Source organism: Rhodococcus sp. P3_B8, assembly GCF_056402775.1.
The window spans coordinates 35,148-49,665 of sequence record NZ_JBFUGT010000018.1 but is presented as its reverse complement, the minus strand read 5'-3'; the positions used below and the strand labels follow the sequence as shown (position 1 = coordinate 49,665).

Below are 14,518 nucleotides of genomic sequence, written 5' to 3'. Positions count from 1 at the left end.
CTCTCGGGCGACACGATTCTATCCGCGGCGTGAGGTCCGGGGCCGATGGCCGGATGGGGCGCATGCTGACGGTGGCGGCTCGATCGGAGAGGAGCAGGCGATGGCCGTTCGGGTGCACGCGGTGGACGACGGCTTTGTGGTGGTCGGCGAGTGGGAGGGTTGCGCGGCAGCGAACGCGTTCCTCAAACATCTGGCCGGGCGTGCGTTCAGCGTGGCGACGGTGCGGGCGTATGCGTTCGATGTGCTGAACCTGGCGCGGTTCCTGATCGCCCGCGATCTCGGATTGGCGGCGGTGACGCCGGTGACCGTGTTCGAGTGGATCGACTGGCAGGGCGTGCGCCGTGATCCCCGACCCGGCGCAGCGCCGAGGCGCGGCCGGCAGCGCACGGCGGCGGCGTCGACGATCAACCGGCGGGTCGCGGCGGTGCGGGCGTTGTTCGAGTACCTGGTGATGACCGGGGTGCGCGCCGACAACCCGGTGCCCTCACCCCGGCGGGGTCAAGGGTTACGTCCGTCGGGGCGGGGTTTGCTCGGGCATCTCGGGCCCGGGCGGCCCCGGGCCGGAGGCCGGCTGGTGCGCCAGCCGCGGTTGCTGCCCGAATCCCTCGACGCCGACGCGGTGGACGTGTTCGTCTCGTCGCTGCGCACCCATCGGGACCGGGCGATGGTGTGGGCGATGCTGCTCGGGGGTCTGCGCAGCGCCGAGGTGCGGTCGCTCCGGTTGGCGGAGGTGGATTTCGGTCGACGCCGGCTGCGGGTGCTCGGCAAGGGTTCGAAGGAGCGTGTGGTACCGGTCGATGCGGTGTTCTTCACCGAACTATCGGCCTATCTGCGCCTCGAGCGGCCACCCGGGTTGGTCACACCGGAGTGCTTCGTCGTGCTGCGGGGCCCCACCGTGGGGGCGCCGGTGACCGAGGCCGGGCTGCGATCATTGTTCCGGCGGCACCGGGACCTGTCCGGCGCGGGTCGGGTGCGTCCGCACCGGCTGCGACACACCTACGGCACCGAACTCGCCTCCGCGGGAATCGATCTGATGGTGCTGCGGGAGTTGATGGGGCACGCGTCCCCGGAGACCACCGCCGAGTACGTGCACCTGTCGATCGAGCAGCTCGCCGCCGAATACGGCGCCGCCCGGGCCAGTCTCGCCGGGGCACGGCGATGACCACGGCATGGCCGACCGTATTCGACCCGGATACGGTGCTGGCCGACTATCTCGACCACGTCGCCACCCTCGGGCTGGGAGGAAGAGCCGTCCGCGGCCGCACCCGCATCGCAACCGCATTCCTGGCCGCGCACCCGGATCTGCGGGAATGGATGGCCCGGCCTGCCTCGGACCGGCTTACCGAACTCCGCAGCACCGGGGCTTGGCCGCTGTTGTGTCACCTCATCGGGCGAGACGAGCTGCGACTGGACCTCGAGTTCGCCGCCGTCAAGAACCTCACCGGACTCGGGAGTGCCATCGAGGCCCGCGACCCGGACGGGTTCGCCGCGGCCCGGACCGCCGGACTGGCATTGGGCTGGACACCGTCGTGGGTCGAGACCGTCCTCGGCGAGTGCCTGGCGGTGCTGCTCGCCTGGCATGGCGGACTCGTCAGCGGCATCACGAACGACACCGTCGACGATTTCGATGCCGTATTGGCTGCAACACAAGCTATTCCGCCGTCGTCACGGCGGGCCTACCGCAATCGGATCGCGGGTCTGCGGCAGGTGCTGTTCGAGGCCCGCATCGTCGATATTCCACCACGGCGCCGCGTCTGGGCCCGCAGCTACGCCCAACGGTTCGCCGACGTTCCGATGGCCGACGCGATCCGCGAGACGTTGTTGCGCTATGTGACCGTCCGAGCCGCCGTGCTTCGCCCGAAATCCGTCGAATCACTGATCAACGACCTGCTGCCGTTCGCGGACTACCTCACCACACACCACCGCGACCTGACCTGTCTGCGCGAGCTGGACCGCAGTCACATCGAGGGCTTCCTCGTCTGGAACCGCACCCGCACCTGGCGTGGCCAACGCGCCGCCGCCGGCGCCGGTCGCACCATCTCGAGGGCCGTGATCCAATCGACGGTGCTGAGCCTGCGCAACTTACTCGACGATCTCACCGAATGGGGCTGGGAGCAGGCGCCGCCGCGCCGGCTGGTCTTCGCCGCCGACGTCCCCAAGCTCGACCAACCGTTGCCCCGCGCACTGGCACCCGACGTCGACGGCGCGGTGATGAACGCTGTTGCCGGGTTGGAGGATTCGTTCGCCCGCATCGGGTTGACGGTGCTCCGCGGGGCGGGGTTGCGGGACGGGAAATTGCTCGATCTCGAGCTCGGTAGCGTCGTCGACTACGGCCCGGCCGGGACCTGGCTGAAGGTGCCGCTGGGCAAACTCGCGACCGAGCGCATGGTGCCGCTCTCGGCCGCCACCGTCGCGGCGTTGGACGAGTGGACCACCCAACGCGGCGTCTGCCGACCACTGCCGCATCCGCGCACCGGAGCTTTGACCGATTTCCTGTTCGTCGCGCACGGCCGCCGACTCGGCCAGACCCGGCTGCGCAACGGGCTGCTCGCCGCCGTCGAACGGTCCGGGTTGCGCGGCACTGGCGGCGGGCCCCTGATTGTCACCCCGCACCAGCTGCGGCATACCTGGGCCACCGAGCTCGCCAATGCCGGTATGAGCCTGCAGGCGTTGATGGCGCTGCTCGGGCACGTCACTCCTCAGATGACTCTCCGCTACGCCACCCTGGCATCGCCGACGTTGCGCGACGCCTACGACCAGGCCATGGGCAAGATGCGCCGCCGGTTCACCCTTACCCCGGTCGGCAAGCCGATCGTTCCCGACACCGTCAGCTGGCTCGGCAGCGAGATGCTCAAAACCCGTGTTGCCCATGGCTACTGTTCTCGGCACGAAGCGGCCGGAGCCTGTCCCTATGCCAACATCTGCGAGACCTGCGACAACTTCGTCACCGGACCCGAGTTCCGCGACGCGCTCGAGGCGCAACGCACCGACGTCCAGGCACTCGAAGCCGATGCCTGCGACCGCGGCTGGCCCGACGAAGCTGCTCGCCACCACCGCGTTGCAGACGCCCTGACCGATCACCTCCACCGGCTCGACCGCTAACTCCAGATCGCCAGTCTGCGATTGACCCACACGCGAAGGCCGGTTAATGGAGCGGGTGAACAAAGAGATCAAGCGCAGAGCCCGTGTCGTAGGCATCTTCCCGAACGAGGCGGCCGTGATCCGACTCGTCGGTGCAGTCCTGGCCGACATGCACGATGAGTGGCAGTCCGGCGAGCGCCGCTACCTCTCCGAGGGGTCGATGGCGTTGCTGGGCCCCACCGGCGATACTGGGACCATCGCCGCGATCAACCGTGGCGAGTAGGCACCGAGGATTCACCCTCAAAGCCCACCACCCCGCGGGGCGCTATCCGGCAACGGGCTGGAAAGGCCACAGGTCCGGTAGTAGGAGCTAACTAGTTCCCAGGGAGGTTGTAAACGGCGTGGCAGCGTGAAGTAGGCGAGGGCCTCGGGTACCGGTGTGGGTACCACAACACACCACCGACCACTCGAGGCCCTCGTAACCGAACGGCGGATCGTCGGGCTGCGGTTCACCCGCCGCTGGGGTCACACCGCATCGGCTATCACCTGCACCTGGCCCGATCCAACGTCGAAGCGGTTCTGCGCCGCTATCGGATGTGATTCGCGTTCTCCACCCCGCCAGCGCCCGATGAAAGACGCAAGACATCGGTTGCAACCTTCGCCGGAGCCGAAGGACAACATCCGGTGCCGGCGACTGCGCTTTCGGCAATTCTGTCAACCGCACGTGTGTTCTCCCGGCAACCACTGGTCTCATACCGCGGCAACCGATACTCCGTCCCACCCGAACTCACCTCCGCCGCAGTGACAGCCGACACCCAAGATTTGCCTCCGCTCGCACCGCGCTACGGACGTCGAGAGGCGTTGCCTCGAAGCTGGTCGAAACGCATCGATCCACGTACTTCTAGCCCGACCGATTGGGTGTACGGAAGGTGTGAACCATCAGACTGGACCGCCCGGTCGATTTAGTATAAATCCGCTACGTTTGAGTTGTGGACGCGCGCAAATGGTAAGCGCCACTACGCCCCTGGCTTCTCTGCCTCAGACGCCATCGCAGAAACGGCCGAAGACTCCTTGATGCGAAGTGGGCTCAGAGCGCACAGCACGACAGTTGCCACGGTCAATGTGAGGAATCCTTGAACGAAGCTGCCTGTCGTGTCCTTGACAGCTCCCAGAATATACGGATAAGCAAACCCGCTGACGAGCCAAGGCGTCCCCACGATGATGCCATTGACCAGCCCTGAGTATCGTGCGTCGACGGATTCTACCGCCGTGGCCAGAGTCAGCGATTCTCCCGCATAAACCCCCAGGCCGATCACTGGAACCAACAGAGCTACCACCAGATAGTTCTCGGTTGCAAGGAAGAGCGTCATTGCAGCAAGGGAGCAGGTGGTCACAATTCCACTGACCACAACGACCTTCTTCTTGTTCCCCCAATGTTCGGCAAGAGACGGTACTGAAAGCGCCGCAGCGGAACCGGCTATGGAAAACAGGGCAGATATGAACCCAGCCAAGGACTCGGACATCCCCGCGTCCTCGACAAGAATTGCCGGCATCCAGCTCGCGATAACAGAGAACAGTCCGACTCCGCCGACCCAGTATAAAAGCGCGGTCAGCACGTTGCGGTTCTTCAAGCAGTGAAACATCGATCGTACGAGATCGCTCGTACCAGGACTGACTTCTACTTCTCCTGCCGCCGCAAGCTCGCTTTCGGGTGCGGGTGCATTCTTCGACACGACCAGCACGACGATCAGAACGGCGCCCAAGCACACAGCCTGAACGGCAAGGCCCATACGCCAGCCGAATGTTGCCAGAACCGTCGAGAAGACAAAGAGACCTAGGACAGCACCCATTCCATCTGCAGACAACATGACGCCCACTGCACGGCCGGTCTCTTGCCGATCTCTGAACCAGTTCACTGCCATGGTGTATGTGGCGACCCACAGAAATCCGACGGAGACGCCAGCCAGCACTCTGGCGACAACCACGAGACCGAAGCCACTGGACATAGCGAAGACTGCTTGCCCGATGACCCCTGCGGCCAGACCTGCAAGAATGACGTTCTTACATCCCCAGCGGGAGGCGACGACGCCGCCGATGAGGATCATTGCGCCTGCAACGAGTCCTGTGATCGACGAGATTCCGCCAGCCTGCGAATAATTCAAACCCAGATCTTCGCTGATGGAGCCCAAGCTTGGGCTCCACCCCACATAAGGCAAAAATGCGCCAACCAGCGCCAGGTATGCCACAGACAGGTTCGTCCATCTGTTATTCGACATGTCGCTCCCTTCGCGAACCGGACCTCAAGGATTTGGTCCAAGCAGGGTCCCACCGCGCTAGAAGGTCAACCTGCACGAATCGATTTTGCTCCTAAGGTTGAACCTCCGACAGCCCCTGCGGCATCACCGAAGTGTCAATGAGGATTGCGTTTTAGATGACAGAACGTATGGAACTTGCATGAAATGAACGCCCGAAATGCCGCTGTCTTGTGCACGGCGCTGAAGCCATCCCTGTGTGCTCAGCCCACGCACTAGCTATGTGGACACACACGAACGGAAACTCGGTACGCAGGTGTGGTCGATGACTCCTGAGGCTGTGCGCAAACTGCGGCGGCGCTATAGCGTCCTGTCCATGGCTTGACCTGGCGAGTCTCGCGCCCGGTGATGCACTGTAGGCAGAGTAACGAGTCGAGCGAACCGATGATGTCGTACTTCGCACAGAGTGTCTGGGTGTGCGAAACGCACATCCCTTCGCGCTGGCTGCTTTCCGTCGGTAAACGCACCCAGTCCCGGTCTACGTCGCCCGGCGCGGCACCTGTATCTAATCTGGTCGAGTATCGGAGTCTGTCGGGCACTGATCGGTTGCCGCGCCCGATCGAATCCTCCAGCCGGATCGAACGTTGAAGTACTGGCACTGGTGCCAAGGGGGGCAAGATGGTCACATTGAGTCTGCCTGATTGACGGGCGATCAACGCCCTCCCGAGCGCACACTTCATTAACTGGCTCATTCACGACGAGCTGCGACGAGTTGCGACCAGCCTACGCTTACCTTTGAGAAGCAACCAGCAATCGGGCGACCGTTCTAACCAGGACTGGAAGGCGCGACATCATCGGTCGACCGTTGATCCCCAGACTCGTTGAAGGCATTCGCGAATCAACTTTGCGGAACTTTGCGACCGGAAGCCCCGACAAAAACCTCCACAGGGGTCGCACCACAGGCTGCCGGGAACTTGAATGATTCGTCTGACACATTGTCAGATGTGTCGTGGGTAACAGACTCCCTACGGTTGGGGACACCGAACGCCGTCCTTCATGTCAGCCGTATCCGCGAACATACCTTTGGAGACGGCTCCCGACTTCAACGCAGCTCGTATGTCTCAGACCGCAAAAGGGCAGAAATGACTCACGGGAATAGTTTTGCTAAAGTTCGTTCAATAGTCTCACCCGCATCTACTGATGTGTCCGAAATGTGCGGCAAAAATTCGTACGAACCGGAGCTTACGATAGCAGTGATCGGTAGCGGCCCGTCAGGTTGTTACGCCGCGGCGTTCCTAGCCAAAGCGCTGCCACGTTCGGTGATCACCATTTTTGAGTCCCTACCGACTCCCTATGGTCTCGTTCGTTATGGGATTGCCGCCGATCATCAAGGCGCAAAGAACGTAACGCGTCAGTTCGACCGGTTATTCACTCGTGACGGTGTTCGGTTCGCCGGCAACGTATCAGTAGGCGAAGACATCGACTTTGTTAAATTGGCGAGTTGTTTCGATGTCGTTGTACTTGCGACGGGACTACCCCACGATCGACCCCTGGATATCCCACAAGAGGACGGGACTCAGGTAATTGGCGCCGGCGCCCTACTTCGAGCGTTTAACGGCTACCCGATGGAAGTAATACCCAGGAACTCAGACGGCCGATATGCGGCGCTCGGACGGAACCTGGCCGTAGTTGGCATGGGCAACGTCGCCATCGATGTCGTTCGCCTGTTGTCGAAGGACCCCCAAGACCTTCACGGGTCCGACATCAACGACGAACTCTTCGAGCAACTCCGGCCTGCGAGACCTTCAAATATCCACGTGATCAGCCGATCCACGGTGTCTCAAGCCAAATTCGACCTGGCCATGATGCGGGAACTTCTTTCCTTACCGAACATTGATGTGACGGTTACCGGGCTGGATGACCGCGATAACGGCCCCGCTGCTGACCTATTGCGACCCTTCACCGAAACTGACGCCACATCAATTCCGTCGATGAATCCGCGCACAAATGTGCGCCTACACTTTCAGCTGGTTCCTGACGCGATCGCAAGCGCCGACGACCATATGATTTTACGTGCGAGCAGGCAGTCGAGAATAAATAATATGATCGAAATTGCCGTTGACTCCGTGGTCACGGCGATCGGCTTCACAAATGGTTCTCCAAACAATCAGTGTTGCCCGAACGCGGACTGGTCTGGGGCCAACGTCTATCGAGTGGGATGGCTAAACCGTGGAGCACAGGGTGCCATTCCAGAGAACCGCAAGGACGCTCGACGAGTTGTTGACAACATCGTGGCGGATGTCGCGAGCGGGAGACTGAGCGCCGGGCGACCGGGCTTCGCTGCGGCCGAGGTACTGCTTGGCGATGTGGTTACCTTCACGGACTGGCAACAAATCGAGGCTTTCGAGCAGAAGTCAGCTCCCCCCGACCGTTGTCGACGCAAGGTCACCGATCGGGAACGAATGTTGCGTATCGCGTCTACGTCAGTCATAACAGACCCTACACATCGCGAAAATGCCATACGCGGTGAATTTCAGGCGGAACTACAATCATAGGGAGTCGGACGAATGAATACGGCCACCATCCTTTTCGGAACCGAAACCGGCAACGCCGAAATGGTTGCTGACGAGATCTCGAATACTCTAGGTGAATTCGGATTTACCGGCACGGTGCATAATATGGAAGAGTATAAAGTCGACGATCTTCGCGGACAGCAGATGGTCGTCGTTGTCACGTCGACTTACGGTGAAGGCGACCTTCCTGACACAGCGATACCATTCTATGACGCGCTTGTGAAGAATCGACCCGACTTGTCTTCGACGCGATTTGCTGCGTTTGGGCTCGGAGATAGCAGCTACGACACCTACAATAATGGCATTACGACCCTGGTGAAGGCCGTAGCTGATTTGGGCGCAACGCAGATCGGCGAAACCGGTAGGCATGACGCCAGCAGCGGCATTGATCCTTCCGATACCGCAACATTCTGGATCCGCAGCACATTCTGACGAGCTAGAATTGAAGGCAATTTTGCTGAGCATCGTTGATCGAAACGACCAGTCGTCTTCTGCCAATTTTAAGTGGAAATAGGACGTACCTGGAAGTAAGAAGTCAGGTTGCGTCGATGCGCACGAAAAAATAAGTTCGCGCCGCACTTCGTTTTAAACGAGATTATCGGCTGGGCCGAACGCGAAACAATTTGAACAATATAGACAGGATCATCATGACCGCGAACTACCTGCAGTCGCTGACCGCAGCAATAATTCCCGATCCGAGCTCGGTGACCCTGGATGACTGGGGGCCGCTGCCTGAAGCAACGGGCGCGCCGATGGCCACAGAGGGTAAAGAATTCTGGTCTGGTGAGGGATCGGCGGAACTCGGTATTTGGAAGTGCGCCGCGGGGCTGTCACGGTGGATGTTCGAGGCAAACGAATCGTTCACCATCTTTAAGGGCCGAATGACGGTTACAAAGGACGGAGGCGAGGCTTTCGAACTGAAGGTCGGCGACAGCGCCATCTTTCCGAAAGGCTGGGCAGGGACGTGGGAATTACATGAAACTGTTTTGAAAGTTTACACCGTCTTCTGAAGGTTTAACTGACGGCTAAGCTCAACGCGGACTGCAGATCGAATCCCAGCGTTCCGCATCAATGAATCGTTTGCAGCGGGTCGGCATTGACGCTGTTGAGCAGTTCAAGCTTACGCTGCAGCAGCTGTCTGCTCAGTCTCTATGGCGTTGACTTGGAACGCGCCGACGAGTGATTGACGAAGCTGAATCAGGTGTATCCGCCTGGGCCCCAGCGCGCTGTCCAGGTCGTCAGGAGAGCCTGCGAAGGTGCCCTTCCCTGAGAGGGCAACTTCTCGTCGACCATTGTGCAGCCGGTTCTCGGTCTGCCTCCGGGTGGTAAGACGGCGGCGTCAGCCACTCGTGAGACCGAAAGCGGAGAGCCGTGGATCCCGGACGGGATCTACGGCTCGTCTCGACCGCGTCGCCTCGGCTACGCCTGCACCTCGGAACGTTCGCCGATCCACATTGCGTGGAACTTGCCCTCGGAATCGGTGCGCTCGTAGGTGAGCGCGCCGAAGAAATCGCGCTGACCCTGGCGCAACGCGGCCGGTAGACGCTCGGCGCGCATCGCGTCATAGTAGGCCAGGGACGATGCGAACGCCGGTACCGGGATACCCAGTGAGGCTGTCGACGGCGCTAGCTGTCGAACGCGTTCTCGATCGCCTCGCGGAAATACGCGCCAGGACGAGGCTGGAAAGCTCGGCGTTGTAGTCGTACGCCTCCTGATGCGGTTGAGGACGCGCGAGCACGGATGATCAGTCCCCACGCCAGATCATCGCGAGGTCGCCCGGGTGGAGGTTCCAGTCCTGTTCGACGCTGCCCGCAGCGATCTGGTCAAATCCCTGCGCATACGCGACGATCTTCGACCGGTACAGCGCGCGGCAGATGTCGTGCGTGAACTGTTCGGCATCGGACGGCTTGTCGGCCAGCGCGCCCGGATGCAAGACCGACGGCGGCTTCACGCTGCCTGCGCGATCCGGACAGTGCATGGGCGAACACGGCTCCGGCGATGCCGGTGACGGGCACCCCGAGGTCGAGAGCGGCTCTGACGGTCCGGCGCCCCGTACCCTTCTGCACGGGCGCGTCGACGAGCGGCTTGCCAGGCTTGGCGTCGACCTACTTCGCACCGGTGACCTCTCGCCGACAACACCGCGTTTCTGGAATCCGATCCGGGCACCACCAACACCATGCAGGCAGTCAGCACAAGCGATACATCTCGTTGCACGGAGCGGAACTGAACCCGTCCATCCGGATGGTCGACGGCGTCGAGAAGCTCGCCGACGGACTGCAGATGTTGGGACTTTCGTCCTGACCGGCCAACTTACCGCACGGTCGACGAAACGCATCGACAGCGTTCCGGCCGCGCGGTGGTTGCGCCCCACGATTCTGACCGTCGGCGGCGCGCACGCATTGGTAGCCGCCGCGTGCGGCGTCGGCCTAGCGTTCTGCGGCGCCATCATGCAGTCCCTACTGAGAAACCCGCTGGCCGATCCATTCGTGCTCAGGATCTCCTCGGGCGCGTCGACAGGAGCTGTCATCGTCGGTGTGCTCGGCATCAGCGGAGCCGCGCTGGGCCTGTCGGGTGGCGCGGTCATCGGAGCGCTCGTCGCCTTCGCCCTCGTGCTGCTCCTGGCGAGGTTGGCCGGCGGCAGGCAACGACAAAGTGATCCTCGCCGGGGCCAGCACCCAGTGGTTCCCCCGCTCGCTTCTTTCGTGCTCTTCGCTTTTGCCGACTCGGACGAAACGCGCGGAGTGATGTTCTAGCTCCTCGGTTCACTCGAGGGAGACCGATGGAACGACGTTGCACTGTGCGTAACGGTTGTCGGTGCGGGCGCGATGATCTATTTCGACTACGCGCTCGTGCTCGATGCGTTCGCATTCGGCAACGGGATCGCGTCGTCGCTCGGAATGAACGTCAAGAAAGTTCAAATGGCACTGCTGATGGTGGCCGCGCTGATCACGGCCACCTTGGTCAGCGTCTCAGTGGCCATCGGCTTCGTCGGACTGGTGCTGCCCCACGCAGCCCGATTCCTCGTCGGCTCGCATCACAGCAGGCTCATTCCCGCGACGGCAATCATCGGGGCGATCTTCATGGCGCGGGTCGACGCCGTATCGCGAGCCGCCCTCGCGCCAACTCCGCTGTCTGTAGGAGTGGAGACAGCGTTGATCGGCGTGCCTGCGTTCATCGTGATAATGGCTCGACGGAGGAAAGGTCGATGACGTTGCACGCACACGATGTTCGATGCGGCGAGGAGGGACTCGACGACGTCACCCGGCACTCCCCTACCCGGCGAAATAGTCATTTCGATTATCGACGTCGCCGCGCGCTGCTGCTGCGACTGCGGCCGCAACGGCTGGGGCGACGCGTGGATCGAGCGGGCTCGGTACGATCTTGTCCGCAGCCAACTCGTCACCGAGAACCGAGAGGATTGCCTCGGCAGCGGCGAGCTTCATGCCTTCGGTGATCCGGCGTGCTCCAGCGTCGAGTGCGCCTTTGAACACGCCGGGGAAGGCAAGAACGTTGTTGATCTGATTGGGAAAGTCACTGCGCCCCGTCGCGACGATGGACGCGTAGAGGGCGGCGCGCTCGGGTCGAATTTCCGGGTCGGGGTTGGACAGCGCGAACACGATGGATTCGGGCGCCATCGACGCGATGAAGATTTCGTCGATCTGACCCGCCGACACCCCGAGAAACACGTCCGCGCCTGCGAGCGCTTCGGCCGCTCCTCCGGATAGTCCGCGGGGGTTCGTACGGGTCGCTAGGTCTGCTTTGACGGAATTGAGGTCACCGCGGTCGGCGGAAACAATCCCCCTCGAATCGAGCACGACGATGTCCGAAATCCCGGCGGCGAGGAAAATGTTTGCGCACGCGACGCCGGCAGCACCTGCACCCGAGACGACAATCTTCAACCCGGAAGTACTGCGGCCCTGTAACTTCGCGGCACCGTTGAGAGCGGCGAGCGCGACGATCGCAGTGCCGTGCTGATCGTCGTGCATCACCGGACAGCCGAGTGCCTCGATGACCCGACGCTCGATTTCGAAGCAGCGGGGCGCGGAAATGTCCTCAAGGTTGACGGCTCCGAAGCTATGACGTAGCCGCACGATGGTCTCGACGATTTCGTCGACGTCGTTGGTGTCGAGGACGATCGGGATCGAGTTGAGTCCTGCGAAGTTCTTGAAGAGCGCAGCTTTGCCTTCCATGACGGGCAATGATGCGCGTGGGCCGATGTCGCCGAGTCCGAGTACCGCGGATCCGTCGGTGATGACCGCAACGAGTCTGTCGGTCCAGGTGTACTTCTTGACCAGAGAGGCGTCGCCTGCGATCGCGCGGCTGACTTGAGCGACCCCGGGTGTGTACGCGATGGACAGATCACGTTGCGTGACGAGCGGGGAGGTCAACTCGACGGACAGCTTCCCACCGATGTGGCCACGGAAGATGTCGCTGTCGGATATGTTGGCGGTCGCCGTAGGTAGGGCAGTCATAGGGTTCCTTGCTGTTGACAGTTCGAAGATTGCTGAGTTCATTGCTCGACCGAGTTTGCGACTTCCAACCGGGTCTCCAGCACTCGAGTGTGCGGTGGTTGAACGAACCGCCGTGGGCCGCGGTCACTGATGCGCGGTGAGTCACGCAGCGGCGTGCGGTATCCCGTTGCGGCAATACCGCACGCCGACCCACTCACCAGCCTGTTCAGCGTTGCGTTTCCAGCGCGTCGGGGTTCGGCTCTGCGACAGGAGCGGTTTCCTTCATGACAGGAGCGGTTTCCTTCATGAAGAACGGCGTGACGCCGCACAGTACGATGGTGGCGACGGTCAGCATCACGAAACCCTGAACAAAGCTGCCGGTGGCATCCTTGACGGCCCCCAACAGGTACGGGTAGGCAAACCCGCTGACGATCCATGGGATTCCGATGGTGATGCCGTTTACAATACCCGCAAATTTCGGTTGGACTGACTCGATGGCTTCAGCCAACGACAATGATTCACTTGCGTAAACGCCGATACCGATCAGCGGAACGAGCAAAGCGACCATGACGTAGTTTCCGGTGGCCAGGAAGAGCGTCATCGCTGCGAGCGAACCCGCCGTCACGAACCCACCCACCGCGATGATCTGCTTCGTACTGCCCAGCCGTTCAGCCAGGATGGGCACCGACAGTGCCGCCGCCGAACCGGCAATGGAGAACAGCGAGGTCAGGAACCCGGCCAGTGATTCCGACATGCCTGCTTCCTCGACGAGGATTGCCGGCATCCAGCTCGAAATCGCGGCGAACAGGCCCACGCCACCAATCCAGAACAGCAGAGCTGCCAGGACATTTCGGTTCAACAATGAGCGATACGTCCGCTCAGCAGAGACACCCACCACCGGTTCTGCGGGCGGAGAATGTAGCGCTTGGCCTCCGGCGACGGGCGCGTTCTTCGACACGAACAGCACCACGACCAGGACGGCTCCCATGCAGACGGCCTGGACGGTCAGGCCCGTGCGCCATCCGAATGCGGCAAGCACAGCCGAGAAGACGAACAGACTCAGTAGGGCGCCCGTTCCGTCTCCGGACAACATGACGCCGAGTGCTCGTCCGGTCTTCTTGCTGTCCCGGAACCAGCTCACGGCCATGGTGTAAGTGGCGACCCACAAGAACCCGACCGAGACACCGGCGAGAACCCTCGCAACGACGATGAGTCCGTATCCGTCGGCCATAGCGAAGACCGCCTGGCCTGCCACCCCGGCGGCCAGACCCGCCACGATGACGTTCTTGCTTCCCCATCGGGAAGCCACGAGACCGCCGATCAGGATCATCGCACCCGCGACCAAGCCGGTGATCGAGGAGATTCCACCGGCCTGCGAGTAGCTCAGACTCAGCTCGTCGCTGATGGCACCGAGGCCGGGGCTCCACCCGACATAGGGTAGAAATGCGCACACCAGTGCCAGGTACGCGACAAGTAGATTTGTCCACCTGCTGTTTGACATATAGCTCCTCCGCGCTCGGACCTTACAAAGGTTGATCTTGGTGCAAAGTCCGGCCCTGGCTGACTGTCAATCCATCCGAGCCGTCCGTGCTCTTAAAGGTTGCTCCGGGTGGACGCTCGTGTTACATCGCCGAAGTGTCAAGCAAAATCCCGCCGACAGCGACACATCGTCAAGTACTGCACTTTTGTGAAGACACGGCGAAGACAACGCCGTTACGATCCACTACCGCACTCAACCCCATCTCGGAGAACAGGGACAATAATGAAGAAATTCGAAGCCAACTGGACGCCCTTCACGCCCGTGGCGCCGGAGCGTGTGACGCACGGAAATCCCAACACACGTCTCGCCGAAACTGTTGCGGGCGAGAGCTTCAAGTCCGGCCTGTGGGAGGTGACGCCAGGGCGATTCACCACAGCGCCGCGCGGGTTCGACGAAGTGATTCACATCATCAGTGGCAGCGGCGTTTTGCGTTCTGCAGATGGCACTGAAGTGGAACTGGCCCCTGGCGTCTCGTTCCTGATGGAGGATGGATTCGTGGGCGAATGGGAGATCCGCGAGCAGCTTCAGAAGTTCTACGCCAAGGCGCAGACCGCAACTACCGGCTGATGAACAGTGCGGCACTCGACCATCCCACTGCCGCTCGCTGATCGGTCGGCCTTG

General features: G+C 61.9%; 10 protein-coding genes and 4 pseudogenes. 10 read left to right on the top strand and 4 right to left on the bottom strand.

Going from position 1 to position 14,518, the window contains the following annotated elements; translation table 11 throughout:
• The first annotated feature begins 100 nt into the window (after positions 1–100).
• The 5 genes and pseudogenes from AC1D1G_RS10120 (at position 101) to AC1D1G_RS10100 (ending at position 4,047) form a co-directional block, all read left to right on the top strand.
• Positions 101–1,162, top strand: coding sequence for a tyrosine-type recombinase/integrase (locus AC1D1G_RS10120; protein WP_477951909.1), 1,062 nt, complete (start codon positions 101–103; stop codon positions 1,160–1,162).
• On the top strand, positions 1,159–3,102 hold the full coding sequence (locus AC1D1G_RS10115; protein WP_477951907.1) for a tyrosine-type recombinase/integrase: 1,944 nt from the start codon (positions 1,159–1,161) through the stop codon (positions 3,100–3,102). Before AC1D1G_RS10120 ends, AC1D1G_RS10115 begins: the two co-directional genes overlap by 4 nt.
• Before the next feature lie 46 nt (positions 3,103–3,148).
• Positions 3,149–3,364: pseudogene (locus tag AC1D1G_RS10110) on the top strand (transposase); the annotation flags it as partial.
• A gap of 198 nt (positions 3,365–3,562) precedes the next feature.
• Positions 3,563–3,678, top strand: a pseudogene (locus tag AC1D1G_RS10105) (IS481 family transposase); the annotation flags it as partial.
• A gap of 87 nt (positions 3,679–3,765) precedes the next feature.
• Complete coding sequence (locus AC1D1G_RS10100; protein WP_477951906.1) at positions 3,766–4,047, top strand: Mu transposase domain-containing protein; 282 nt, start codon at positions 3,766–3,768, stop codon at positions 4,045–4,047.
• Between the two features lie 50 nt (positions 4,048–4,097).
• Here AC1D1G_RS10100 and AC1D1G_RS10095 read toward each other — a convergent pair whose 3' ends face one another.
• Positions 4,098–5,357 (bottom strand): MFS transporter, encoded by a 1,260-nt coding sequence (locus AC1D1G_RS10095; RefSeq protein WP_477951905.1) that lies wholly within the window; start codon positions 5,355–5,357, stop codon positions 4,098–4,100.
• A 1,229-nt stretch (positions 5,358–6,586) separates the two neighbouring features.
• On the opposite strand from AC1D1G_RS10095, the gene AC1D1G_RS10090 reads away from it, so the two are divergent.
• The 3 genes from AC1D1G_RS10090 to AC1D1G_RS10080 all read left to right on the top strand — a co-directional run bounded on the left by AC1D1G_RS10090 (position 6,587) and on the right by AC1D1G_RS10080 (position 8,916).
• A complete protein-coding gene (locus AC1D1G_RS10090) occupies positions 6,587–7,888 on the top strand; it encodes a ferredoxin--NADP reductase domain-containing protein (protein ID WP_477951904.1) in 1,302 nt (433 codons plus the stop codon).
• Between the two features lie 12 nt (positions 7,889–7,900).
• On the top strand, positions 7,901–8,338 hold the full coding sequence (locus AC1D1G_RS10085; protein ID WP_477951902.1) for a flavodoxin domain-containing protein: 438 nt from the start codon (positions 7,901–7,903) through the stop codon (positions 8,336–8,338).
• Between the two features lie 215 nt (positions 8,339–8,553).
• Complete coding sequence (locus AC1D1G_RS10080; RefSeq protein ID WP_477951901.1) at positions 8,554–8,916, top strand: cupin domain-containing protein; 363 nt, start codon at positions 8,554–8,556, stop codon at positions 8,914–8,916.
• Between the two features lie 409 nt (positions 8,917–9,325).
• Here AC1D1G_RS10080 and AC1D1G_RS10075 read toward each other — a convergent pair.
• Positions 9,326–10,008: pseudogene (locus AC1D1G_RS10075) on the bottom strand (NADP(+)-dependent, decarboxylating phosphogluconate dehydrogenase); the annotation flags it as partial.
• Between the two features lie 258 nt (positions 10,009–10,266).
• Between AC1D1G_RS10075 and AC1D1G_RS10070 the strand changes: the two are divergent.
• Positions 10,267–11,115, top strand: a pseudogene (locus tag AC1D1G_RS10070) (FecCD family ABC transporter permease).
• A 63-nt stretch (positions 11,116–11,178) separates the two neighbouring features.
• On the opposite strand, the gene AC1D1G_RS10065 reads toward AC1D1G_RS10070, so the two are convergent.
• Both AC1D1G_RS10065 and AC1D1G_RS10060 read right to left on the bottom strand, forming a co-directional pair.
• On the bottom strand, positions 11,179–12,378 hold the full coding sequence (locus AC1D1G_RS10065; RefSeq protein ID WP_477951899.1) for an NAD(P)-dependent malic enzyme: 1,200 nt from the start codon (positions 12,376–12,378) through the stop codon (positions 11,179–11,181).
• Between the two features lie 205 nt (positions 12,379–12,583).
• Complete coding sequence (locus tag AC1D1G_RS10060) at positions 12,584–13,858, bottom strand: MFS transporter (protein WP_477951897.1); 1,275 nt, start codon at positions 13,856–13,858, stop codon at positions 12,584–12,586.
• 261 nt (positions 13,859–14,119) lie between these two features.
• Between AC1D1G_RS10060 and AC1D1G_RS10055 the strand changes: the two genes are divergently transcribed.
• The gene (locus AC1D1G_RS10055; RefSeq protein ID WP_477951896.1) at positions 14,120–14,464 is read left to right on the top strand and encodes a cupin domain-containing protein; all 345 of its coding nucleotides are present in this window, start codon (positions 14,120–14,122) and stop codon (positions 14,462–14,464) included.
• Positions 14,465–14,518 lie beyond the last annotated feature (54 nt).

What these genes read in the sequence shown, in the direction of transcription:
- AC1D1G_RS10080 (WP_477951901.1), top strand. Translation starts at nt 8,554, where the DNA reads ATGACCGCGAACTACCTGCAGTCGCTGACCGCAGCAATAATTCCCGAT.
- AC1D1G_RS10120 (WP_477951909.1), top strand. Translation starts at nt 101, where the DNA reads ATGGCCGTTCGGGTGCACGCGGTGGACGACGGCTTTGTGGTGGTCGGC.
- AC1D1G_RS10065 (WP_477951899.1), bottom strand. Translation starts at nt 12,378, where the DNA reads ATGACTGCCCTACCTACGGCGACCGCCAACATATCCGACAGCGACATC.
- AC1D1G_RS10095 (WP_477951905.1), bottom strand. Translation starts at nt 5,357, where the DNA reads ATGTCGAATAACAGATGGACGAACCTGTCTGTGGCATACCTGGCGCTG.
- AC1D1G_RS10085 (WP_477951902.1), top strand. Translation starts at nt 7,901, where the DNA reads ATGAATACGGCCACCATCCTTTTCGGAACCGAAACCGGCAACGCCGAA.
- AC1D1G_RS10115 (WP_477951907.1), top strand. Translation starts at nt 1,159, where the DNA reads ATGACCACGGCATGGCCGACCGTATTCGACCCGGATACGGTGCTGGCC.
- AC1D1G_RS10060 (WP_477951897.1), bottom strand. Translation starts at nt 13,858, where the DNA reads ATGTCAAACAGCAGGTGGACAAATCTACTTGTCGCGTACCTGGCACTG.
- AC1D1G_RS10055 (WP_477951896.1), top strand. Translation starts at nt 14,120, where the DNA reads ATGAAGAAATTCGAAGCCAACTGGACGCCCTTCACGCCCGTGGCGCCG.